This window comes from Nostoc sp. GT001, from assembly GCF_030382115.1.
Lineage (GTDB): Bacteria > Cyanobacteriota > Cyanobacteriia > Cyanobacteriales > Nostocaceae > Nostoc.
On the sequence record NZ_JAUDRJ010000001.1, the window covers coordinates 207,198 to 229,907 of the forward strand.

The window sequence follows — 22,710 nt, forward strand, 5'->3', positions numbered from 1 at the left end:
TAACTTAATCTATTTTTACTATTTTATTTATCCTATAACTATTATTGAAGATTGATAATCATTTAATTAATAAATATTACTAATGCCTTAGCGCACTTTTGTAACTTTCTGGAACTACAAATTTAACTGAAATTATGAGAATGTTGACAGGCAAAGCGACTTATGACTTTAAAAATTCCCTATTTAGTAAAAGTTTAATTAATGCAGGGCAGAAAGGCAGAAACGGTTAATACAGACAAAATAGGTGTTAGTATTCACAACAATAACGCTTAAGAACGCTCATGTCCAAGGTTTTTCAGATCATGGAAAACCATAAGGAGAAATCCAAATGAACTACGACATCAAAGACAAAACCATTTTGGTTACGGGCGCAAATCGCGGCATCGGCAAGGCGATAGTTGAGTCGTTTATTGAACACGGAGCCACCAAAGTCTATGCGGCTGTTCGTCAGCTCAACAGTGTCTTCTCATTGGTTGAACAATACGGCTTACGAGTAGTACCAATTCAGGTTGATTTAGGTGATCCCCAATCTATTGTTGCTGCTGCTAAAACTGCCCTAGATGTGCAAATAGTTGTCAATAATGCAGGAGTTTTTCAAGCTGGAACTCCCCTAGCTGAGGATGCGATCGCCGCTCTCGAATTTCAGATGAAGATCAATGTATATGGATTGATCTACATGGCTCAGGCATTTGCCCCGGTACTCAAAGCCAATGGAGGTGGTGTCTTTGCCCAAATCAATTCTGTTGCTTCGCTCAAGGGTTTCCCCGACTCTGCGACTTACTGTGCCTCAAAAGCTGCGGCCTATTCAATCACCCAGGCATTACGAGAACTATTGAGTGAGCAGGGCACAATTGTGCTAAGTGTTCACCCTGGCCCGATTGCCACGGATATGGGCGATGCGGCAGGAATGAATGAGGTTGCACAGCCACCTACACTTGTGGCAGATGGGATAATAAAAGCTCTCAAAGCTGGGGATTTTCACGTCTTTCCTGACTCGGTGGCTAAACAAATGGGCGATGCTTATAAAAGCTTTGCCCAAAATGTCGTTCAGGTGCCATCAACTTAACTACATTGCAGGGTAATGCTCTAGACAGTATTTTGAGCTATCCTGAGTTAGAGTCACCGAGGCAAAGATGGTGGAATGCCGCAGTTTTTCAGTAGGGGTATGATATACCTAATCGGCTGGCTGGTTGCTAAATTATCTATGAGGTTCAATCAAAAAGTATGCTTATCGTGTCGGATCGTCGCTGACTTGAACAATCAGCTTCCCGAAGTTTTTCCCTTGTAGTAAGCCTATGAAGGCGTGCGGGGCGTTTTCCAGTTTCTGTACAACATCTTCCTTGTACTTGAGCTTACCTTCTTGCAACCACCCAGAAACATCTTTGACAAACTCTGCCTGCCGATGTTGGTAATCACCCACAAGAAATCCTTTGATTAACGCCCGTTTAACCAACAGCGGCATTAAATTAGGGCCAGGAGGAGAATTTTCGGCATTATACTGTGAGATTAAACCAACCAATGGGATTCTTGCTCCTTGATTAATGTGCTGCAACACCGCTTCTAAAATCGGGCTAGCTGTATTGTCAAAGTAAACATCGACCCCATTCGGACAAGCAGCTTTTAGGGCTGAACTCAGTTCTTGAGTTTTACGGTTAATACAGGCATCAAACCCTAATTCTTTCGTCACATAATTGCATTTTGCATCACTCCCAGCGACTCCTACCACGTGAGAGCCTTTGATTTTGGCAATTTGACCCACTACAGAACCGACTGCACCAGAGGCGGCAGAGACAACAACCGTTTCGCCAATTTTGAGTTGCCCAACATCAAGCAGAGCAAAGTATGCCGTCATTCCGGGCATTCCTGTTACACCCAACGCATAGGAAATGCGAGCTTGATTGGGGTCAAGCTTACGCAAAGTTTCGCCTTTCGATATGCCATAGGCTTGCCAGCCGTCATAACCAAGCACAAAATCTCCGGTTGAGAATTGGGGATGGTTAGATTTCATCACTTGGCTAACTGTGCCACCGACCATCACAGACCCCAGTTCTACTGGAGCAGCATAAGACTCGCGATCGCTCATACGACCGCGCATATAAGGGTCAAGGGACAGGTAGATCGTCCGATTGAGAACTTCACCTTCCCCTGGTTCTGGAATTGGTGTTTCGACAAGGGCAAAATCGCTCTCTTTTGGTTCTCCAAGTGGACGGCTTTTGAGTAAGATTTGTTGGTTAATTGAACTAGTCATTGGTTGTGCCTGCTTATTTACTGATTTTTTCTATCAAAACTACAAGTCGTCTTGAAAGCACTCTTATTACAGTAGCTTGTCTGTAATGGGCAGATCGCGAATCCGTTTGCCTGTAGCGTGATAGACCGCGTTGGCGATCGCAAGCCCCTCGGTAAGCGATGGCTGCGCCAACGCCTGCCTTCTTGATGCCCGTTCGCGTACCGTATCCTTTAGGAGAGAGAAGGGCTGTAGAACGAACGCACTTTTGACAGCAAATACTTAAATTTCTCGGAGCATTTCGATATTACTGAACCGGAAACCACAGGATGCAAACAACTTTCGAGCGTTTTCATTCACTACTGCCGTATCTAATCTAATTTGTTTGATTCCCATTTGCTCAAAACGCTCTACACACAGCATTACTATCTGTCGGGCAATACCTTTTTGACGGTATTCTGGCTCTACCCACAGATCGTAAATAAACGCATATTCCCGCAAGCAATAAATTGGGATCTCTTGCTCTACTGCTGAGATGAGAAATGCTACAAGCTGCCGATCATCTTCTGCTACTAAAAATACGCTGCGCTCGTTTTGCGCCATTCGCGTTAACCATTTTTCATAACGCTGTTCTGGATGCGGTAGAAAACCGTACTTAGCATTATCCCAAGAGTCGTGTAAAGCACAAATCTTGGCCACCATTGGCAGAACTGCGGGTACATCATCTGGCGTAGCAGAACGGATTAGCATGAGCTTGTGCAGTGTAATGTAAGAGTGAAATTTATCACAAACAGAGCAGACAACTAACTCACCTTCAATTACAGCTTTGTTACATCATCTTATAGCTAGAAGAACCATTACATCAAATATAAAGCTGCACCAAAATCAGAGAAGTACGTTCGCTTGCCCCTGGTAAACAATTGCACTTCTCTTATGTTCTAAAGCTTTGCTAAATTTAGGTGAATGCGTTGTGGATTCCCACAACGTTAGTTCGTAAAAAACAAAGGCGATCGCTAAACACACAAACTTCAACAGAAATCTTGTATTACAGTCCGTAAAAGCTGATACTGAAGCTGTATGTAACATAACCCCTCGCTTTTATAAGCCTAGCCATGCCCCAAGACTTCTCTCACCAGAATCTCAGAGGTCGTTTGTTCAAGGGTCAAGACCTTGCAGGGGCAAACTTTAGCGGCGCAGATATCCGAAGTACAGATTTTACTGGTGCAAACCTAATAGGCGCAAACTTTAGTCATGCCAAAGCTGGGCTGGAAAAGCGTTGGGGTATTTACTTACCGATTGCCTTATTCTTATTTGTGGGACTATTAGGGGTTTTTTCATATATAACTAATTATTTAGGATTATTAATAGTCAAAACGCCTGTATTAGAATCCCAAATCATAGCTTGTACTACTTTTATTTTATTGACTACCTTCTTTATCAGTACAATTTCTCAGGGTTTAGAAACTGGTTTAAAAGTATTTACTCTTATTGGAGGAATAATTATTGTATTTTCTGCTGGAATCAAACTCGTGCCAGCTTTTACCGGAGCAGCAACTGGAGTTTTATTAGTAGCTTTGGCGATACTAGGTTCTGTAGCTATAGCAGTATCTATAGCAGCTTCTAACAAGACGTTAGTTATAATTGCTTCCATAATAGTAATTCTAGCCGTACTTGCATCTGTAATTACATCCTCCCTTCAATTCATATCCAATACAATTGGAGCAATATTGATAACTGTAGGTTTAGTTATAGCCTTATCTATAGCCTTATCTAGCATCTATTTTGGCTATCAAGCAATAGAAGGAAATAAAAAATACTTTTGGATTCGTACCATTGCTATTGCCTGGGCTGCTACGGGAGGTACAAGTTTTCGTGGAACTGACTTGACTAATGCTAGTTTTACTAAAGCTGTACTTAGAAATGCGGATTTTAGAAAAGCCAATTTAATGCACACCAATTTTTATCAAGTTAAAATGCTTGATTGTGCTGAACTTGACAAAACCTATCTTCAAAATTCGCAAGTACGTAATTTATTAATTACAGGACAAGGACAGAACCAAATTTTTGACCGCCAAAACTTGCGAGGAGTCAACTTGAAAGGCGCTAACCTAGCAGATGCAAGCTTTATAGGTGCAGACCTAAGTGAAGCCAACTTACAAGATGCAAACTTATCCAGAGCAAATTTAGTACAAACTCAACTGGACAGCACTGACTTCACAGGCGCAACTTTAACTGGAGTCTACATTCAAGATTGGGGCATCACTATCAATACTAAATTTGATGGGGTGCGGTGCGAATATGTTTATATGCGTTTGCCCACAAAAGAAAACCCTGATCCTCACCGCAAACCCGACAATAGGCAAGAAATATTTGCTCCAGGTGAGTTTGGGGATTTCATCAAACCAATTTTTGATACACTCGACCTTTACCACAGCCAAGGAATTGACCCAAGAGCGATCGCAATCGCCTTTAAGGAACTAGCTGAAAATAACCCAGAGGCAGAGCTTGAGATTGTAGCAATAGAAAGACGAGGTGAAGATAAGATATTACTCCGTGCTAAAACAGTAACTACAGCTAATAAATCTGAATTAAGTAGAGATTATTTTATTAATTATAATCAACTCAAAGCGCTAGCGGAGAGAGATTTTAAAGTATTAATAGCAGAGAAAGAATACCAAATAAATAAATTAGAGAATATGATAACTACAGCCCTAGAGCGTCCTAGTTTTTATGTTCAAAATTATCACAATCAAGGAGATACCATAATGCCAGAAGGTTCTAAAAAACAATCTAACTTTGACCTCAAAGGCGCTCAATTTGGAGGTGGTCTAGTCAACGCAGACACAGTAACCGCAAATCAAATCGGCGGCAACATTACCAACTACTCCACTGAGCAAAAGCAGAATCTCGCACAAGCCGCAGCAGAGATTCAGCAGCTTCTCAATCAGTTAGGGCAGAGTTACCCTACTAACACTCCACTAGAAAAACAGATAGCAGTGACAGAAGCACTCAAGCAAATTGATAGTAATCCCACTTTGAAAGCGCGGGTAATTGGGGCGTTGAAATCTGGTGGAACTGAGGCATTGAAGGAATTAGTGGATCATCCTCTTGTCAATATACTTTTGGCAACTTTAGAAGGGTGGCAGGATGCTGAATAGTTCAGTTGCTACAGATGAAGCAGGGAGTAACTGGTGATGGCGAATAAGGAGCATTTGGCAATACTTGAGCAAGGAGTAGAAGTTTGGAATGAGTGGAGACGTAAATATCCCAGGATAATTCCTAACCTCACAAGCGCTAATCTTAGAGGGACTAATCTTAGCGAAGCTAACTTGAGAAAAGCTAACCTCATGGGCGCTGTATTCAACGAATTTGAAATTTTACCAATAGCAAATCTGAGCAAATCCGACCTGAGAGGGGCAAATCTTAGAGGGGTTGTATTTGGAGGAGCTCGATCTCAGAGAAGCTGACCTAAGAAAAGCGGATCTTAGCGGAATTGACCTCACAGGAGCTAACCTTAGCAATTTTGGCTTTGACGATGGGGTAAAGCTCAGAGGAGCGGATCTTAGGGGAGCTAATCTTGAGAAGGCTAATCTTAGCAAACTTGACCTGAGTGAATTTGACCTAAGTGGAGCTAATCTTAGGGGGACAAAACTCAAAGGAACCAGATTTAAAGGAGCTAACCCGACAGGGACAAAGCTCAAGGGTACAAACCTTAGCGAACTTGATCTTAGCAGATTTGACCTGAGTGAATTAGATTTTAGTAGAGCTAATTTCAAAGAGTCTAACCTCAGCAGAGTACAAGCATTAGGAACAAATTTCACAAGAGCAACATTTACCGGAGCCTGCATAGAAGATTGGCATATTAACAGCGCTACCAACCTTGAAGGTGTAATTTGTGCTTATATTTACCTTAAGGAAGGGCAACAAGAACGCCGTCCCAGCAGTGGTAACTTTGCCCCTGGAGAATTCACCAAACTGTTCCAAAAATCCCTAGAAACAGTTGACCTAATCTTCCGTAACGGCATCGACTGGGACGCTTTTGCCTATTCCTTCAAAAAATTAGAAGTCGAAAACCAAGGCGCTCAACTAGATGTCCAAAGCATTGAGAAGAAAGGCGACGGCATTCTCGTAGTCAGAGTTGCTGTTTCCCCTGATGCAGACAAAGCGAAAATCCACAATCAGTTCATCCAGGGCTATGAATTTGCAGCTAAGACATTAGAGGCGCAGTACCGAGCAAGACTTGAAGATAAAGATACTCTAATTTCCAAACAAGAAGCACAGATTAACCGCTTGTTTTACATAGTGGAACAGCAAGGGTCAGTTCAAAAAGCATTAGCAGAAAATCCAAGGAAAGTTTCTAACTACAATATGCAGAATCCGCAGTTTGCAAGTGGCATAGTAGATGCCAACACTGTTAACTCAGAACGAATAGGTGGTAATATTCACAACAACGCTTAAACCTGCCCAAACCGACCCATGCCCGATTCACAAGACCCAAAGCAAGTCAGCAATGACTTACGCAATTCCCAGTTTGGCGGTGGGTTTATCAACGCTGACACAGTGAACGCTGGGCGAATTGGCGGCGACATCTACAACATTCACCTTGAGCAGCAGACGGCAGCATCAGGTAATTCAATCCAATCACAGAATCAAAGAGAGCGATCGCTTTCTGAAAAAGACTCACTCGAAAAAGCTTACACTCTCCAAAGCCAGAAAGTTGCAAATTTACGAACAGGGTTGGTTATTGAAACCGATGTATCCCGCAAGTTCCAATATGAACACCAGCTTCAGTCAGAAGAACGCACCTTGAAGGAACTTGGTGACAAGTTGAATGCAATCGAACAACAATTGCAAACGAGTGATAACTCTGGGTTAGCGGCAGACACAACAATATATATTGAGCGACCACCAATTGAAGATAAATGTTATAAAGCAATCGTGCAACCAGGGGCATTGATTCGTCTCAAAGCCCCACAGAGAATGGGTAAAACATTACTGCTAGAGAAAACCCTAGACTATGCAAGACACCAGGGTTATCAAACTGCAAAATTAGATTTACAACTGGCTGATATTGATATTCTGGCTAATTTAAAAACGTTTCTACAATGGTTATGTGTTGATGTGGCTGACAGTCTGGAACTAGAACCGCAACTAGATAAACACTGGCAAGAGGTTTTTGGGCTGAATAAAAACTGTACCCGTTATTTTCAAAAATATTTATTATCACTTACTGATACTCCCTTAGTTTTAGCTATAGATAACTTTGAGCGATTATTTGAATATCCAGACATTTTCCCTCAATTCTGCTTGTTACTGCGGGGATGGTATGAGGCTGCGAAACAAGGAGACAAGATTGGTAATATCTGGAAGAAGCTGCGGTTAGTAGTAGTTCATTCGACTGAATCTTACCCTTCCTTAGATAGTAATCATTCCCCGTTTAATGTGGGATTGGCGATTGATTTACCCGAATTTAATCTGCAACAAGTAACAACCCTCGCCAAACAGAATGAGTTAAGCCTGGGAGAACAGGACTTAAGCGGGTTGATGGAGTTGCTAGGGGGGCATCCTTATTTGGTACAATCTGCGATTGCCCATCTCAAAAGCCAGCAAGTGACCTTAGAAGAACTCTTGAGGCTTGCGCCAACAGAGCAAGGAATCTTCAGCGATCACTTGCGACAACAACTGTGGCATTTACAACATAATCCCCAGCTTGAGATAGGGTATAAAAAAATAGTAATGACGAATGCACCTGTGAGGCTAGATACTGAAGTTGCGTTTAAGTTGCATAGCTTGGGATTAGTAAAACTTGTTAGTAATGATTGCGTTCCTGGCTGTGATTTGTATCGTCAGTATTTCTCAACTCGTTTGGAGTAGGTAAATCGTGGTTGACCAATACATATTCTCTGGAAGTCTACCTGAAAATGCCAGCACCTACGTCATACGAGAAGCTGATGCACAGTTATATGAAGGACTGAAGGCGGGGAAGTTTTGTTACGTACTAAATTCGCGCCAAAGTGGAAAATCCAGCTTGCGTGTGCGAACCATGCAGCGATTGAGGGAAGATGGCGTAGAATGTGCAGCTGTTGACCTTTCTGCTGGAGGTATTCAGAATGTCCCTCCCGAACAATGGTATGCAGATTTAATTGACACGCTCATTGACAGTTTTGGATTAGATTTAGATTTTGGTGATTGGTGGGAAGCGAATCAGTTAAATTCGCTAGTTACAAGATTTCGCAAGTTTTTGGAAGAAGTATTACTTGTTGAAGTTCAAGATAGTATCGTTATTTTTGTTGATGAAATCGATAGCGTACTCAGTCTGAATTTTCCCACAGATGACTTTTTTGCATTGATTCGCGCTTGCTATAACAAACGAGTTGATAACCCTGAATATAATCGCCTCACTTTTTGTTTATTAGGGGTTGCCTCGCCTAGCAATTTAATTTCAGATAAACAGCGTACTCCGTTTAACATTGGTAAGGCTATTTCCCTTAAGGGCTTTCAACTACATGAGGCTGAACCATTAGAGAAGGGTTTGCAGGGAAAGTTTAATAATCCTCAAGCAATAATACAAGAAATATTGCAGTGGACTGGGGGGCAACCATTTCTGACTCAAAAGCTGTGTCAGTTCATGGTTGAGGAATCTGAGCAAGATAACCCTCGTTCAATAGAGCAAGTTGTTAGGTCACGGATTATTGAAAATTGGGAATCACTTGATGAACCTGAACACCTGCGAACAATCCAAGCCAGGATTTTGCGGGATGAACAACGGGCAGGGTATTTACTAGAACTGTACCAACAAGTCAGATTGAGTGAGAAAGAAGTTGAGATAATAGCAGATGATACTTTGGAGCAAAGTGAGTTACAGCTTTCGGGATTAGTTGTTAGGCAGCAAGGTAAGCTGAGAATTTATAACCAGATTTATCGGGAAATCTTTGACTTCAATTGGATAGAAAACCAATTAAATAATCTCCGTCCATATTCTGAAAATTTTCGTTTTTGGGTAGTTTCTGGAGGTGCTGATGAATCACGGTTGTTGCGGGGCAAGGCTTTACAAGAAGCGGAAGAATGGGCGAGAGATAAAAACTTAAGTTATCAGGATAAACAGTATTTAGCAGCTAGTAAAGAGAAAGAAATTCAGGGAAAAATCACTGTTCAAGAACAAGAAGCTGCTTTTGAGAGAGAAAGGAAGGATAAGGAGGCAGTAGAGGAAAGGAATCAATTACTTAGTGAGGCTAATAGGAAGGATAGGGAGGCGCTAGAGCAAAGAAATGAATTACTTAGTAAGGCTAATAAGAAAGCTCAAGGACTTATTAGAAGTGGGACTGTTATTTTAATTTTAACTGTATTTGGAACAGCAATTTCAGTAACAATGGCTACACTAGAAGTCAAAGAAGCTCAAAAGAAACTTCAAGAAACATACACATACGTCGCTTATCCCAAACAACTAAAAGAATTGTCGGAAAAGTTATCAGAGAAGGGTTTGTCTGAGCAAAGTACTCAAATACAAGAAAAAGCAAATATAAAAATTAAAGACTATCAACTTGAACAAGTGTACCTTCATGCTACTAAATCGTTAGCTTATCAATATCTTAAAGATTGGGAATCAGCAAAAGAAGCTATGAAACAGAGTATTAATTTTTTAAAAGGATGGGAGTACAATAAAAACGAAAGAGAGAACTTAGAACCAAACAATGAATTCTTGCAGACAAATATATTTGCTTTGAGTGTTGAAGGTAATTTACTAAGGACACAAGACAAGACTCTTAATCAAGCAAAGGAAACTTACCAAGATGCATTCATCCTCCTTCAAAAACATCCTCAACTCAAATCTTTCCAATCAGCCCCAAAAATTATTGACAATAAGATTGTTAAATCTGTTCATCGTAATTTAATTGAGTTACTCTCCAAAAATAATAAAGAATTAGAATTTAGTAAAAAAATAGAGCTACTTCCAAAAAATAATACAGAATTAGAATTTAAGAAACAAGTTGAAGCATCTCTTACCGAATATTTATATGTTGGACTCGTATATTATTTAAAGAATAAAGATTGGGAGTCGGCTGACCAACAAACAGACCAACTCATGCTCAATATTGCTAAACGAGAAGAACAAGGATATTTAGATTATTCGGACATCAATAGATTTTCTTGTCCAGACCTGCAAAAGATAGACAAGCTTTGGTTCAATACAGACAACCGTTTTGGCTTTCGTGTGCAAAAGGAAATATGGATCAGCACAGCGCAAAACTATTTTCAGTTCGCTAAGACAGTAGGATGGTATGCTGAGAAAGCAAGTGGAGACAATAGAGGTTCGTGGGTGAGTTACACTGAACTGATAAAGGGTATAAAAGATAACGCAGTAGGGTATAGAGGTAGCCTACCGACGATGAGATTTGGGGGGGGTAGTACNGGCATTTGGCAAGGAGCTTGAGGGGGGCGGGTACATTGTCGGAGATGACATTAATTGGGGAGTGAGGAGTTTCTCGGGCTGCGACTTGTAAAGTCTAACCTATAGTCTTTTCAGAAGTTTGTAAACAATTATTGCAACGCACATTTTCCACGCAATAATCACCATTTCATAAATTCGATACCTGGCACAATTGGCTGATAGCAATTAGCCTGAATAAATTCCATTGCTACCTCATGTACTTCCGTACTTTCTGTTACCCTTTGCTTGTTCCAAGGTAGACTCAACTGCTCAGGTGATCACTTTTTCGCCTTTGCACCTTTTAAAATCGATGGTAAAAAGTTGCTACCCCAGTGATTTCATTTCTCTGGTTTAGCCTTTGGTCGATATTTCTGGCAAAACCTGCGATATTTAGCCGCACACTCTTCTAAAGTTCGTCCCAATTGCAAAAAAGATGGATGCCATTGCGTGATGCCATCATTGCTCAAGCGGTTATGAGTGCCGTAATTACTAAAGTCATAGAAGAAGCCTTGATGCATCCCCGCCGCTTTTGGGTTAGCGTGGATGTATCGCAATGTATTCAAAGCTCGTCGCTGATCTGTGTTAAGAAAACCTGTGCTGTGGTATCGCTTCTCCCAGAAGTGACCTGTGCGGTTGAGCATTCGATTGAAGTACATAGCAGTGTACCAGTTGAGCCAGTGCATAATTTTCGGCAATTCTTCAGGCTGTTGGGGTTCTATCAAGTAATGGACATTATTACTCATTATGCACAGGGCATAAAGTTTAAATTGATACTTCCCCTGTGCCTTCTTGATGGCGTAAAGCAGTACTTCACGGCATTCTAGGCGTGTTAAGCGAAACTCCCGGTTGTTGCAACGGACAGTAACGTGGTCGCAAAATCCAGTTTGAAGGTCGCGTTTTGGACGAGACATTGCAAATACGTAAATTATATTAGTATATTTTATATTTTGTTGTACAGACTCCCTACTCCTCCCAATTAAGCAACATCCCATCCACAATCGCAATACCCCACTGTGGAAACTTCGCCAATAGTTTTTTAATCACAATCTGCAAAGCCGGATCATCGTCCCAACACTCCTGCAAGAAGCCCAACCCTGGATTCTCCCCCGAATTTGCCGCAAGTTTGAGTTTCTGCATACGCTCCGGTCGCACATTTGCCCTTGCAACAATCGCCTCATGTGACCATTTTTCAGTGACGAGCGCGGCGGAAGCTTCACCCTCATGATCTGCTTTGATTTCTACGCCCGAAACCGAGTTTTCAACCAACAACGAAGCAGAGGGGCAACTCGGTTCTATTTTCTGATCTGCGATCGCTGAAGTTGAAGAAAATTCAATTTGGGCAGGCGACGCGACGGAACCAGTGCCTTTATGATCTGCTTTCATTTCTACATCGGAAACTTGGTTTTCTCCTGGCAAGAAAGCAGATTGACCTTGTTCTACTTGCCCCTGTATTTGATTAGCGATCGCTTCCTTGTCAGAAGATTTATTTTGTGCGACGGGCGCGGCGGAACAAGCACCTTCATGACAGTCTCTCGGCTCAACACCACAGTCTTGGTTTTCAGCCAACAACAAAGCAGATTCACCCTGTACAGCATCCACAAGCGCCAGCAATGTGCAGTCAGTCACCGGAGGCGAGTCTTCCTCATTCTCTGACACGCCTTGAACAATCAGAGGCGACGCGACCCTCAAGGGAGCGATCGCCGCCTCACAAGAGTGCGAAATAACGGGTTGCGTGTCAGAGTTACACCTCACAAACTCTTTTGTAGAGTTTGTGAGGTGTTCCTGAACAGTTCGTGAGGTTTCCTGGAACCCCTGCTCTGACTGGTCTTTACCTAAAATAGATGCTTTATACGAAGCACCCATTTCTTCAGAGCCAGCATCTTTCTCTGAATCCCCAGCATTTGGTTCTCGTTTTTCAGAATTTGGTTGCTGATTTTCCAAATTGGCTTTCTCCCAAAATTCCTTCATTCGGCTACCATGTAAATTTTTTACCATCCAGGTAACGGTTTCTCGGCTATCCTGAATTGACTTATCCGGCTTAAAAATGAACAGCTCACTTTCGGAAAGAATTTTCTTCGCAGAGATAAAAGTACTGTAACCCAAAGCAGAAGTCAGAGGCATCCACCGAGAACCATAGGGGTCAGCCGTCCAGCACTCCTGCCACAGTTGCGTAACTGAAGGCTTTTGTTGCGAAGCCCAGAGCATATCTTGTATGGGAATAATCACATGAAGCCTTTTATACGGTGACTGTGGTTTAGTGGCAGCAGACTTTTTGAGCTTGGGTCTGGTAATAGTTGCAGTCATATTTCAATCTCCTGTTTATGTTGACGCACGGAATTTTCCCTACAACGATTGCAGGGCTTGGTACTTCTATTTTGTTGTCTAAAAAGTTACCGATACACTGAAAGCTTATTGAGGTTGCCAGAATCGCAATTCGTCTCGGAAATACCTATCAGCCTTTTTTGATTGCTCCTTCCAACAATCCCAGGCAACCACCAACTCTTCGCCCAAATCCTCTACAACTTCCCCCCTCTCGACATACAAAGTACGGTATGGATCAGCATGGGCAACGATAGAACCAACGCCAATGATGTCGGTTTCAGTAGATGCTTTTTGGAGTGCATTAATTAAATCAGTCTCTTCACTGGTCAATTCCCCCCAATAGTCCTGTTTAATCACCTCATACTCTTGCGCCACTGCCCAATAGTCCTGCCAAGTACACCCAGGTTTTGCAAGCACCTGCCGAATATCACTAACAGCCTGGGGCAACATTTCCAGTTGTTCGGCTCGATAGGCGATCGCAGATGGTGTCGGCTCACTCCCTAGAATGATTGCCGCAGCTTCCAAAGCTTGGGCGTTGTTCATCGCACTAGCGAGATTTTTCAGCGCCATGCCCATGAGTCGTAAGCATTCTTGGGCATTTTCTTTTGGGGGTTCCTGGGCTAGCGATCGCAAATCAATAGTTTTCTCCAACGCCTGTTTAACTTGCTTGTTCAACGCTTTGGTCGCTTGCTGGGTCATCGTATTTCCCCACTGTTGGACAGGACGTTCTTCTACGGCACGTTCCAATTCCTGAATACGTTGCTGGAGTTGTTGATTCTCAATCTCCAGCTTCCTCAACCCCTCCATTTCATCCAGCCGTTCCTGCAACTGGATGTTTTGCTCTTTCTGCTGCTTGTACAGGTTTTGCAGAGATTGGATTTGCTCTTGCACTTGTTCTTCTGCTCTGGCTGTGGCTTCTGACTGTAGCCCAATCCTCAATTCCTGCTGTAAGCGCTCTAACTCTTGCTGGTGTTGTTCCTTGAGTGCTGCGATTGCTTCAGAATATTCTTTTGGGTATGTGCGCTCTGCTGAGAATGACACAATTGCGTCATTTAAACCAGTCAAATCAGCATTGTTGATCAACAACCTTTCACCATCGCTAAAGGTGACAATCTGCTGATAGTTATTGGGTGTATCTGCCTCAATCACTCCCGAATCCCCATATCTGGGATGTGAAAGGGAAGAAACAGTGACAGAATTACACAATTGCGTTTTGACTTTTTCTTGTTTTGTGCTACTGGTTCTAGTGGGTGACGTATTGTTTGGAACGACCTTCTGTACTGCTTTGGCGAAGTCTGCGGCAGTGGGGAAGGGCTTTTCTTTGGCTGCGATCGCAACAGCTTCGTGTAACTTATCAGGAGTTTTAACCAGCCGGAGTAAGGGGCGAGTTTGAGAGGGTTTAGTAATCTTTTCCCTGAGTGACTCTGGCAGAGTATCAACTACTTTCTTGGCAGACAGCAAATCTCTGACCCGGCGATATCCCCCGTGTTTGATCAACTCACTTTCGCAGTAAGCTTCAAAGCTCTTGTGTCCACCATCTTCGTAATAGCCTTTATCTCGCATCAGTCGAAGTTCATCGGATGCTTGCCACTCGAACCGGTCAATGGCGGTGAAGGTTTCCTGGATGCTGGTGTTGACAACACCATAATCTAAAAGCGATGTTGTNTCCGGGGTTGTAGTCAATAACGGTATTATCCTCTGTGCATGGTGCAAGAAGATTTGATATTGTTTGATTAACCATAAACCTGAGCGTTTGTGGAACTACCCTCAGCGCCTGCCTCGAAAACAATCGCTGGGGGTTTGAATTTGTCAGCATAATTGCTTTGAGTCTAGCACTAGGCTAGCCACAAAAGCAACTGGGCTAGACAGATATCACCACCCTTTAAAAGCTTCGCCCCCTATTGTTCTATAGGAGGCGAGTTTGTTGCTAGATTTATGAGATTTTTGGCGCTGGCTAGCATGTGTTCTAGCTGACTCTTGAGTTGTTGATTTTCTGCGGCTAGCCCGCCCTTAATTTTCCCAGTTCTGCTTTAATCTCCGCTATCTCTTGTTGTTGTCTTTCTATAACTTGCCTGATATCAACAACATTAGTTTCACTCTCTTCTCTACCGAGTCTACCTCTAATGTAGCTTTCTATATCTTCAGTCATACTTGTTCCTTCTTTTTCTAGCAACTCCTTATACTCAACGTACAAGCTCTCATCAAGCCTTACATTCATCTGAGCGCCACGCTTCCTAGTAGAAAGCTTTCTTTCGTCTGCCATCTTTTCTTCTTTGAATTTAAACAACTATTTACACTATAAAGCACGGTCTAGCCAGTGGCTATAACTTCTACTAATGTCTAAAGCCTATGTAGATCAGTTAATTGGCTAGATTGTGTCTTGACAGTGGCTAGCCAAAATAGTATATTAGATTCATGATATACAAACAAAAGACGATCACCCTGTCTGGAAAACTAGCGATCGCCCTTTGTGAAAACCTAACCCAAAACATGAGTCAGGAATATAATTATGACGCATTCAACCTATACAGAGCAAGCACCTTCAAGCTTAAATCTCAACACACTAACCACATTTGCTCACGTTCCTTTCAAAGACGAGCAAGCCCTAGCCCAAGCAGAACTAAACTACCTTCTCGAATCCCAAGCCGAAGCTGTAGCGCCAACCAAAGACCCCCTAACATCTCGTGACCGCCGCATCATTGGCGAGATTATCGAAGTTGAATCTTCATCTGTTCGCACCATTTGGATCGAAGGCGGAATCACAGTATGGGTGCAGTTCGTGGAAGGCGGACGACTACCATTTGATCGCAACTGGTTCGCAAAAAGAGTTGCAGAAGTCAAAGCGACTCTGCCAGAAACACCCCTGGAGCGCAACGAGCGATTAAGCGATGAATTAGAGGAAGCCTGCACTGTTTTCGGTCTGTACCACGGAGAGATCGACTGGCTCTCGTTTAGCACCAAACTCTACCAAGACGGGCGTTTTGTTGGCTTCGTCGGGTGCAATCAAGAACGGTGGTACGCAAGACCGAGGCAGTACGGAGTGAATCGGGTTGCTGGCAGTGCCGAACAAGTGATTGCGTCGTTAGGAGTACGAGCGGCAGTAGCGGCGTAAGTTGCTGAAGTGAGAAAAGGGCGATTGCTGCCCCAAGACAAAAGCAATCGCCTTCAAAGCTCAATCGCTGCTTTAGAAATAATAATCATGACACAAAGTGCAGCAAGTAACCTCTTACTTCAAGTAGGTGACTGTCACGAGAGAATTCTCCTACCTGCGACAGATACGAATGCAGAGGTGTAAGAAATCCCTAGCCGTAAAAGTGAAAAAGGCGACCGCAGTCCTAGAGTTATGCAATCGCCGTTCAACCGAAATNTTAGACAATCGAAATCATCATGGCACANNNAATATGATTACCACACTTTCTCTTCAAGAAGCCCAGTTGGATAATCCAAAAGAGAAAATTCTCCTCCCTCCAACAGACCCCAATGCAGAAGTGCAAGAGATTCCTCCCTACAAACTCGTATACGTGGATGGAGCTTGCCCCAGAGTTTATCGCGTGTACAAAGGTCATTCAATGCTGGGAGTGATATTTCAACACATTACTCATTGGTCAAATGCAGTAGATAAGATTCGATACGCCGAGTCGCTAAATGCAGCAGTGGGATTGAACGACTTCATGGTGATGACAGGTAGATTAACAGCGGCTACAGAAAAACCACCCACAGAAGAAGAGTTGCTAGATATTGAATTTGACGCGCTGACAAATGAAGAATGGGAACGGTTGAAGAAATACGTACCAATGCCAGAAACTAGCGATTTGGTAGCAGCGTAAAAAATAGGTGGGCAGGAAAACCCACCTCTAAAGTAAAGAGCAAAATCAATTTCTCAGTTTATCTGAATACAACCACGCAACTCATCGGATAAATCAATGAAACCGATAGAAATACTGAAACAGTTTAACTCGTGCTATCTGAACATTCAGGCGATCGCTCAAGATGAAAATTGGCTCAAGTTGATTGCTGATAAAAGGATTGACCCAGAGGCAGCAACTCACGTAGGTGATACATTGCATTACTTGGGTGAGGCAATGGGTTGTGTAGAAGAAATTGTTGAAGTCAAGTTTAATCAAGAGGTAGAAGTATGAAACTCTACGCAACCAGTATTCCTCAATTTTTGCCAACTTGGGCAACTGTTGTATCGAATAATGCAGGTTTGATGGAGATAGAAATTAATGATGAAGACCCTGGTTTTCATTCAATAATTGAGGAACTATCTACTGAAATTGAGCCAGGAATTATTGGTGTAAAAGCTAGTGATTTATGTACAAGACTCAGCATTGAGATGGTTGATAATAGTGAAGAAAATCACTTAGAGAATGAGATTTAATTGCTCAAGCCGCAGGAATTAAAAACACTTCTAGAAGCAGAGATTAAAAAGCGGCTATATCAACTCGAAGTGCTGAAATACGAATTAAAAACAATTCCTGGAATTGTCATAAATAGCTAAGTCGAACAGTATCCAGTATCAACGCAATTTTTAGCAACAACAACGCAATTATGGAAATCATCAAAATCAACAACAGCGTCTTTCTCATCCCACCCAGCCAACCGAAACTACAAGCGAATTGCGCTAAAGAGTACGGGCAATTTCTTCTCGATTGTCCCCCAAAATTGACAATTCTAGAAGCACAAGCAGGAGGATATCTCAAAGGTAACAAGGCTGATTTTGCGATCGCAATCTCCCGCCCTGACCGTGCATTGACTATCAACGAGAACTTCACCAATGAACCATTTACCGAACTTTGGGTAATTCCTGTTGCTGGCGGACTAAAAGACCAGTTTAAGGGGCCAGCCTCTATGCTGCTTTCTTTCCTGATCCACCGCCGCAGTAAAGACAATTTCGCCGGACTGTACAATCACTTCGCCCATCGTGCTTTCCAGCAGTGGTGTGAGGAAGGGATGCCGGAAGATCCCAAAGAGTTCTGTTATCAGGCGATCGCTAGCGTACTCAAAAACTACATTTTCTGTGCTGAGTTTCAGAAAGTGGAAGGGGCGCTAGGAACGTACTGGTTCATTCAGTGGAGCTATCGCAATCCTCAATCTGATTTTGAAAAAGACGCACTCGTTGCAGCCGAGATGATTCGCTCTGGTGCTGAATCTGGGGCAACAGTTCACTGGGTGACGAATGATACTTATGAGCGATGGGCTAGTAATGCTGTCACTGCACCAGCATTATCCCCGGTTTCGGAAACTGAGGCACGGCTATCTCTGCAAGCGCAGAATCAGACAGTTATGCCGCAAGTTAACAAGCGGTAATTAGACACGGAAAAGGCGATTCACCTTTGAGTCGCCACTACATAAATTAGCGGTTCAAACAAGTCAATGAAAATCGGTACTGTTTCAATTAACTATTCGAGAAAGTTTAACTTGGGTAATTATGAATCTCTCGAATTGGGCTGCTCACTTTGGGCACAAGTGGAGGATGAAGAAGATGCAGATGGTGTAGTTCAATTTCTCTATCATCAAGCAAAAGCAGCAGTTAAAGAGGCTGCAATACCTGTAATTAAAGCGAACGAATTCCAGATTAGCAAAGCCAAATCTCAGCGCAAAGTAGTAACTGATGAAGGTGTTGCAGAAATAGATAATTTTTGAGCCAATCAAACATGAAACAACTAACAGGTTTTACTCCCGTTGCAGCATTACCACCATCTACTGCGGCTTCTGCTAAACAACAACTGCTAGAAACAATTGAATGGCTTCACAAAGAAGGTGCTGCTACTGAAATCAATCTCAAACTTTTGACTGCAATTGTCGAATCAATTCTTTGCTCGGAAGAATCATACAGCAGATTTTTACAGTGTGGTTTTGATGCAGCCATTGAGTTTTTCGATACCAATTCTCAAAACTGGGAGTTTGAAGAATCAATCTTATCACCTCATAATCCCAAGAATTGGGATGAATACAAGCAGCTACAACAAAAACGGGTTTTGTCACAGTCATAGTTTCAAGAATATGAAAAAATCAATTTCTACACTTCTACGCCGAAAGCGAGGTGATAAAAATGCTAGTCCGATGGAACTTTAAGTTAAAACCCTGTCAGCTTCAACAAGCAAAAATGTCACAGTGGTTAATCACTCTCAAGAAGCATAGAAACTATGCACTTAGAGAACGAGAGATTGGATACAATACTAATAATCAGAATGCTGATCAACCAGTTAATTATGCTTGGGGTAGTTACTGCGATCTGAAAACCAGAGTCGAATATGGTGGGTATTGTCCACTAACTTGCCCTGTGTTGAAACATGGTGTTATTCCAACTGATCTAAATATTGCCCTGAAAACAACGAGAGCATGAAAGCCCTTGAGAAACAGCAACGCAGTTGCGTGTTTCGTGCTTTAGACAGGGGATGAAATGCGATACGGCGGGATTTATCCCGCATTCCCCACGTAATCTTAATATTGTAAAGATGCAAGCAATGAGATAATTAATAATACTAAGGGGGTGATTTATTTGTACGGTTGTCAACAAGTTTTGATTCATGTGGATAAAAACTTAAAAGCGATTTTAGAATTTATCTGTTCTGAAGCAAACAAACTATCAAATTGTGCCGTCTACTATGCTCGTCAAATATGGTTTAAGGGCAAACGCTATATAACCAAGTTTGAGCTAGATAGCGAAATGAAATCAAATCGTCATTTCCAAACACTCTACTCTCAGGCAGCACAACAATTGTGTCGTTCTGTGTATGAGTCCTTTGCATCATTTAAACAGCTTAACGCTTTGTACAATCGTGGTAAGTTAGCGGATAAACCTAGACCACCAAAGTACAGAAAGAATGGTTTTAATCTAGTTAGTTATCCAAAACAAGCACTAAAGCTAAATGATGGACAGATTAGAATACCTCTCGGATCTCAAGTAAAAGCTTGGTTTAAGCTAGATTCTTTCTCTCTACCAATGCCGTCAAATTTAAGATTTGATGATATTAAAGAGGTAAGAATTCTACCTAGAAACCGTTGTTTTTATGCGGAGTTTGTTTACAAAACTACTACGGTAAAACCAGATGTGGATAAAAGCAATGTACTGGGTATTGACCACGGACTAAACAACTGGTTAACCTGCCTTTCTAACGTAGGTACAAGTTTCATTGTTGATGGCAAACACATTAAAAGCTTAAATCGTTGGTATAACAAACAAGTAGCGACGATTAAAGAAAATAAACCTCAAGGGTTTTGGTCTAATAAACTTGCCACCATCACCGAGAAACGTAACCGCCAAATCAGAGATGCTATCAATCAAGTGGGAAGAATTGTTATTAACCACTGTCTAGATAATCGCATTGGTAGAGTTATTTTTGGATGGGGGCAAGGTATCAAACAAGAGATTAATTTAGGAAAGAAACGCAATCAACAATTTGTTCAAATCCCAACTGCTAGACTCAAAGGGCGAATTGAGCAACTATGCCAACAGTACAGCATTGAGTTTGTAGAAACAGAAGAAGCAAACACCTCTACTGCATCGTTTGTAGATGCTGATACACTCCCAAAACACGGTGAAAAACCCGATAGCTGGAAATCTTCTGGTCGCAGAATAAAGCGTGGACTGTTTAGAACAGCAATGAACTGGTACATCAATGCAGATTGCAATGGTGCTGCCAACATCATCCGCAAAGTAAGCACAACACTTGGACTTGATTTAAGTGGAGTGTCTAGGGGTGCTTTGACTCACCCCACCCGGATCTGTATCTGGGTGACAGCTAAAAAGAAGCCGAGCGACGTGGTTTTAACCCGTCGCGTAGCATCCTTTTAGAATCCCCCGAATTCATTCGGGGGAGTAGTCAATGGTTCTTATCGATGTTAGTTCAAATACCCCAAGAACTACCGAAAGAAAAGTCAATATCTCAAATCAAATCAGTAGTCGGGATTGATGTTGGTGTGAATAAGCTTGTAGCTTTATCAGATGGTAGTTTTGTCGAAAATATTAGAGTTACAACTAACATCAAAACATCTAGACGTTTAACTATGCGTCAACGTGCCATAAGCCGCAAGCGCCAGGGTTCTCAAAACAAAAACAAGGCATACGCTAGAATTGCCAGAAAACAACATAAATTAGCACAACATCGAGACGGCTACAATTGGCAAGCAGCCAGTAAGATTGTCAAAACTGCTGATGCTGTTGGACGTGAAGACCTAAACATCAAGAACATGGTTAAGCGTGCCAAACCAAAACGTGATGGCAAAGGTGGATATAAGAGAAATGGTGCTAGTCGCAAGAGTGGTTTAAACAAGGCTATCCTTGATTGTGCTTGGGGTGATTTATTCGCCAAAATTGCTTGGTTAGCTGCTAAATCTGGTAAACCAGTTATTCTAGTTAATCCCAAGCATAGCAGTCAGGAATGTCCACAGTGCAGACATACTGACAAGAGTAATCGCAGTGGAGAAAAATTTCTCTGTACTAACTGTGGATACACACAACACGCTGACACAAAAGCTTCTCGAACAATTGCAAAACGTGTGGGATTAGTCTTCCCTAAAAACATTAAAAAGACTCTACCGGGGGACTCTCGGAAAGTTATGCCTGTGAAGATATCGCTACCGATGGGTGGGGAGTCCAGGAACCATGCCTATGAGTCATTGAATATTCAGTTAAGTTTATTCGATTTAACCCAATATACAGTGGCTGACAGTCGGATATCTAAGAGATACGGCAAAAACTTTTAGAGAATCTGTGTGTCTTTAGATCGCAGAGCGTCAACAGAGATTCGGACTATCTTACAAGGCTGTCAACATACATTGCGGCTTGTTGGCAGTAGCCGAGATTATCGCAACATTCAGTCTTCGCAGTATTTCTCTACATCAAAAAATGTGGTGCTAAATGATGCGTTCAATATTTTAGGACAAATAGTGGATGCAATTGATCAGGTGGAGCAAATTAATCAACAAGGAGAACCTAAATATGGAGCAGGAAATTAAAAATGCAGTCGGTTTGGGTAGCCCAGAACTGGTAATAGAGTCAAAATCGGAGCCGGAACCAAAACCAACAGTAACGATTTATGATTTTGCCGCTCTGTTATCTAAGCACGAACCACCCAAAAAACAGCAATAAATATGAAACGACCAGTTTTTCTCTCTTGTATTAGTGCAGCAGCAGCAATAATTATTTGTGGATATTTCGGCACTCAATATCTCGGCAGAAATATCATGTACGTCATTAGTGGAGCAATAGCCGGGACTGGGATCACAGCATTCATGGTTGACCGAATTACTGGTCAAAATGAAATTGACCAAGTTATGTTGCGCCGACCTCGACCTTTAAATAGACCCACCAGTTGTATAGGTTGCAAATACTATCACGGGATCTCTTACAACGGCTCCCCTTTAATTTGTTCTGTTCATCCCGAAGGCATTGAGAGCGTGGAATGCCCCGATTGGCAAGGCTTTCAACTATCTAAAGAAGGAGCAAGAAAATGACATTAACCCTAAATAATCGCTCTCGAAACAAAGAATCGTCCCTGACGCAAGCGTTACGGCAGATACAACAACTAAACTCCAAGATTGCTGTGCTAGAGCAGCAGCTTCAAGATTACGTGCATCAGCAACAGAATTTGATTGCTGCGATTGCTGAAATCTGTGTTTCTCCAATCCAGGAAATACAGGCGCTGCGAATTCTGATACACCGGGGAGAAGCAGCTTGCCGACAGTACTTGCGTTCGGTGTTGGTCAAACAGAGAAAGACTTCATAGAC

General features: G+C 42.3%; 24 protein-coding genes and 1 pseudogene. 20 read left to right on the forward strand and 5 right to left on the reverse strand.

Annotation, left to right across the window (positions count from 1 at the left end; all coding sequences use genetic code 11):
* The first annotated feature begins 328 nt into the window (after positions 1 to 328).
* Positions 329 to 1,066: an SDR family oxidoreductase gene (locus QUD05_RS00965; protein WP_289794283.1), complete on the forward strand. Its 738-nt coding sequence runs from the start codon at positions 329 to 331 to the stop codon at positions 1,064 to 1,066.
* Between the two features lie 162 nt (positions 1,067 to 1,228).
* On the opposite strand, the gene curA is transcribed toward QUD05_RS00965, so the two are convergent.
* Positions 1,229 to 2,248, reverse strand: coding sequence for an NADPH-dependent curcumin/dihydrocurcumin reductase (curA, locus tag QUD05_RS00970; protein WP_289794284.1), 1,020 nt, complete (start codon positions 2,246 to 2,248; stop codon positions 1,229 to 1,231).
* A 258-nt stretch (positions 2,249 to 2,506) separates the two neighbouring features.
* Complete coding sequence (locus QUD05_RS00975) at positions 2,507 to 2,974, reverse strand: GNAT family N-acetyltransferase (protein ID WP_289794285.1); 468 nt, start codon at positions 2,972 to 2,974, stop codon at positions 2,507 to 2,509.
* Between the two features lie 362 nt (positions 2,975 to 3,336).
* Here QUD05_RS00975 and QUD05_RS00980 point away from each other — a divergent pair, with 362 nt between their 5' ends.
* From QUD05_RS00980 to QUD05_RS00995, 5 genes are read left to right on the forward strand one after another with little or no spacing between them, the layout of a single operon-like run.
* Positions 3,337 to 5,382: a pentapeptide repeat-containing protein gene (locus QUD05_RS00980; protein WP_289794286.1), complete on the forward strand. Its 2,046-nt coding sequence runs from the start codon at positions 3,337 to 3,339 to the stop codon at positions 5,380 to 5,382.
* 36 nt (positions 5,383 to 5,418) lie between these two features.
* Positions 5,419 to 5,691: a pentapeptide repeat-containing protein gene (locus QUD05_RS33890; RefSeq protein ID WP_354666106.1), complete on the forward strand. Its 273-nt coding sequence runs from the start codon at positions 5,419 to 5,421 to the stop codon at positions 5,689 to 5,691.
* Positions 5,663 to 6,682, forward strand: a complete 1,020-nt coding sequence (locus QUD05_RS00985; RefSeq protein WP_289794287.1) for a pentapeptide repeat-containing protein — start codon at positions 5,663 to 5,665, stop codon at positions 6,680 to 6,682. The genes QUD05_RS33890 and QUD05_RS00985 overlap by 29 nt, the downstream gene beginning before the upstream one ends.
* An 18-nt stretch (positions 6,683 to 6,700) precedes the next feature.
* On the forward strand, positions 6,701 to 8,098 hold the full coding sequence (locus tag QUD05_RS00990; RefSeq protein WP_289794288.1) for an AAA-like domain-containing protein: 1,398 nt from the start codon (positions 6,701 to 6,703) through the stop codon (positions 8,096 to 8,098).
* A gap of 7 nt (positions 8,099 to 8,105) precedes the next feature.
* On the forward strand, positions 8,106 to 10,655 hold the full coding sequence (locus tag QUD05_RS00995; RefSeq protein ID WP_289794289.1) for an AAA-like domain-containing protein: 2,550 nt from the start codon (positions 8,106 to 8,108) through the stop codon (positions 10,653 to 10,655).
* A 137-nt stretch (positions 10,656 to 10,792) separates the two neighbouring features.
* Here QUD05_RS00995 and QUD05_RS01000 read toward each other — a convergent pair.
* The 3 genes and pseudogenes from QUD05_RS01000 to QUD05_RS01015 all read right to left on the reverse strand — a co-directional run bounded on the left by QUD05_RS01000 (position 10,793) and on the right by QUD05_RS01015 (position 15,237).
* Positions 10,793 to 11,563: pseudogene (locus QUD05_RS01000) on the reverse strand (transposase).
* A gap of 52 nt (positions 11,564 to 11,615) precedes the next feature.
* Positions 11,616 to 12,956 carry a hypothetical protein gene (locus tag QUD05_RS01005; protein ID WP_289794290.1) on the reverse strand — a complete coding sequence of 447 codons (1,341 nt, stop codon included), beginning with the start codon at positions 12,954 to 12,956 and terminating at the stop codon, positions 11,616 to 11,618.
* A gap of 2,017 nt (positions 12,957 to 14,973) precedes the next feature.
* Entirely contained in the window at positions 14,974 to 15,237 is a 264-nt protein-coding gene (locus QUD05_RS01015; protein ID WP_094345164.1) for a hypothetical protein, read from the reverse strand.
* Between the two features lie 246 nt (positions 15,238 to 15,483).
* On the opposite strand from QUD05_RS01015, the gene QUD05_RS01020 reads away from it, so the two are divergent.
* From QUD05_RS01020 to QUD05_RS01085, 14 genes are all read left to right on the forward strand, one after another.
* Complete coding sequence (locus tag QUD05_RS01020) at positions 15,484 to 16,086, forward strand: hypothetical protein (protein WP_289794292.1); 603 nt, start codon at positions 15,484 to 15,486, stop codon at positions 16,084 to 16,086.
* Between the two features lie 289 nt (positions 16,087 to 16,375).
* On the forward strand, positions 16,376 to 16,801 hold the full coding sequence (locus QUD05_RS01025) for a hypothetical protein (RefSeq protein WP_289794293.1): 426 nt from the start codon (positions 16,376 to 16,378) through the stop codon (positions 16,799 to 16,801).
* A gap of 96 nt (positions 16,802 to 16,897) precedes the next feature.
* Positions 16,898 to 17,113 carry a hypothetical protein gene (locus QUD05_RS01030; protein ID WP_289794294.1) on the forward strand — a complete coding sequence of 72 codons (216 nt, stop codon included), beginning with the start codon at positions 16,898 to 16,900 and terminating at the stop codon, positions 17,111 to 17,113.
* Entirely contained in the window at positions 17,110 to 17,355 is a 246-nt protein-coding gene (locus QUD05_RS01035; RefSeq protein ID WP_289794295.1) for a hypothetical protein, read from the forward strand. The genes QUD05_RS01030 and QUD05_RS01035 overlap by 4 nt, the downstream gene beginning before the upstream one ends.
* Before the next feature lie 170 nt (positions 17,356 to 17,525).
* Positions 17,526 to 18,284, forward strand: coding sequence for a hypothetical protein (locus QUD05_RS01040; protein WP_289794296.1), 759 nt, complete (start codon positions 17,526 to 17,528; stop codon positions 18,282 to 18,284).
* Between the two features lie 66 nt (positions 18,285 to 18,350).
* Complete coding sequence (locus QUD05_RS01045; protein WP_289794297.1) at positions 18,351 to 18,620, forward strand: hypothetical protein; 270 nt, start codon at positions 18,351 to 18,353, stop codon at positions 18,618 to 18,620.
* Between the two features lie 11 nt (positions 18,621 to 18,631).
* Positions 18,632 to 18,970, forward strand: a complete 339-nt coding sequence (locus QUD05_RS01050) for a hypothetical protein (RefSeq protein WP_289794298.1) — start codon at positions 18,632 to 18,634, stop codon at positions 18,968 to 18,970.
* Between the two features lie 59 nt (positions 18,971 to 19,029).
* Complete coding sequence (locus tag QUD05_RS01055; protein WP_289794299.1) at positions 19,030 to 19,323, forward strand: hypothetical protein; 294 nt, start codon at positions 19,030 to 19,032, stop codon at positions 19,321 to 19,323.
* A gap of 156 nt (positions 19,324 to 19,479) precedes the next feature.
* Positions 19,480 to 20,775, forward strand: a complete 1,296-nt coding sequence (locus tag QUD05_RS01060; RefSeq protein ID WP_289794300.1) for an RNA-guided endonuclease InsQ/TnpB family protein — start codon at positions 19,480 to 19,482, stop codon at positions 20,773 to 20,775.
* 14 nt (positions 20,776 to 20,789) lie between these two features.
* The gene (locus QUD05_RS01065; protein ID WP_289794558.1) at positions 20,790 to 21,686 is read left to right on the forward strand and encodes an RNA-guided endonuclease InsQ/TnpB family protein; all 897 of its coding nucleotides are present in this window, start codon (positions 20,790 to 20,792) and stop codon (positions 21,684 to 21,686) included.
* Between the two features lie 9 nt (positions 21,687 to 21,695).
* On the forward strand, positions 21,696 to 21,938 hold the full coding sequence (locus QUD05_RS01070) for a hypothetical protein (protein WP_289794301.1): 243 nt from the start codon (positions 21,696 to 21,698) through the stop codon (positions 21,936 to 21,938).
* Positions 21,922 to 22,071, forward strand: coding sequence for a hypothetical protein (locus tag QUD05_RS01075; RefSeq protein WP_190234010.1), 150 nt, complete (start codon positions 21,922 to 21,924; stop codon positions 22,069 to 22,071). Before QUD05_RS01070 ends, QUD05_RS01075 begins: the two co-directional genes overlap by 17 nt.
* 2 nt (positions 22,072 to 22,073) lie before the next feature.
* Positions 22,074 to 22,436, forward strand: coding sequence for a hypothetical protein (locus tag QUD05_RS01080; protein ID WP_289794302.1), 363 nt, complete (start codon positions 22,074 to 22,076; stop codon positions 22,434 to 22,436).
* Positions 22,433 to 22,708, forward strand: a complete 276-nt coding sequence (locus QUD05_RS01085; protein ID WP_289794303.1) for a hypothetical protein — start codon at positions 22,433 to 22,435, stop codon at positions 22,706 to 22,708. Before QUD05_RS01080 ends, QUD05_RS01085 begins: the two co-directional genes overlap by 4 nt.
* The last annotated feature ends 2 nt before the right edge of the window (positions 22,709 to 22,710 follow it).

Coding starts and splice junctions, on each gene's coding strand:
- QUD05_RS00965 (WP_289794283.1), top strand. CDS start 329: ATGAACTACGACATCAAAGACAAAACCATTTTGGTTACGGGCGCAAAT.
- curA (WP_289794284.1), bottom strand. CDS start 2,248: ATGACTAGTTCAATTAACCAACAAATCTTACTCAAAAGCCGTCCACTT.
- QUD05_RS00975 (WP_289794285.1), bottom strand. CDS start 2,974: ATGCTAATCCGTTCTGCTACGCCAGATGATGTACCCGCAGTTCTGCCA.
- QUD05_RS00980 (WP_289794286.1), top strand. CDS start 3,337: ATGCCCCAAGACTTCTCTCACCAGAATCTCAGAGGTCGTTTGTTCAAG.
- QUD05_RS33890 (WP_354666106.1), top strand. CDS start 5,419: ATGGCGAATAAGGAGCATTTGGCAATACTTGAGCAAGGAGTAGAAGTT.
- QUD05_RS00990 (WP_289794288.1), top strand. CDS start 6,701: ATGCCCGATTCACAAGACCCAAAGCAAGTCAGCAATGACTTACGCAAT.
- QUD05_RS01005 (WP_289794290.1), bottom strand. CDS start 12,956: ATGACTGCAACTATTACCAGACCCAAGCTCAAAAAGTCTGCTGCCACT.
- QUD05_RS01015 (WP_094345164.1), bottom strand. CDS start 15,237: ATGGCAGACGAAAGAAAGCTTTCTACTAGGAAGCGTGGCGCTCAGATG.
- QUD05_RS01020 (WP_289794292.1), top strand. CDS start 15,484: ATGACGCATTCAACCTATACAGAGCAAGCACCTTCAAGCTTAAATCTC.
- QUD05_RS01025 (WP_289794293.1), top strand. CDS start 16,376: ATGATTACCACACTTTCTCTTCAAGAAGCCCAGTTGGATAATCCAAAA.
- QUD05_RS01030 (WP_289794294.1), top strand. CDS start 16,898: ATGAAACCGATAGAAATACTGAAACAGTTTAACTCGTGCTATCTGAAC.
- QUD05_RS01035 (WP_289794295.1), top strand. CDS start 17,110: ATGAAACTCTACGCAACCAGTATTCCTCAATTTTTGCCAACTTGGGCA.
- QUD05_RS01040 (WP_289794296.1), top strand. CDS start 17,526: ATGGAAATCATCAAAATCAACAACAGCGTCTTTCTCATCCCACCCAGC.
- QUD05_RS01045 (WP_289794297.1), top strand. CDS start 18,351: ATGAAAATCGGTACTGTTTCAATTAACTATTCGAGAAAGTTTAACTTG.
- QUD05_RS01050 (WP_289794298.1), top strand. CDS start 18,632: ATGAAACAACTAACAGGTTTTACTCCCGTTGCAGCATTACCACCATCT.
- QUD05_RS01055 (WP_289794299.1), top strand. CDS start 19,030: ATGCTAGTCCGATGGAACTTTAAGTTAAAACCCTGTCAGCTTCAACAA.
- QUD05_RS01075 (WP_190234010.1), top strand. CDS start 21,922: ATGGAGCAGGAAATTAAAAATGCAGTCGGTTTGGGTAGCCCAGAACTG.
- QUD05_RS01080 (WP_289794302.1), top strand. CDS start 22,074: ATGAAACGACCAGTTTTTCTCTCTTGTATTAGTGCAGCAGCAGCAATA.
- QUD05_RS01085 (WP_289794303.1), top strand. CDS start 22,433: ATGACATTAACCCTAAATAATCGCTCTCGAAACAAAGAATCGTCCCTG.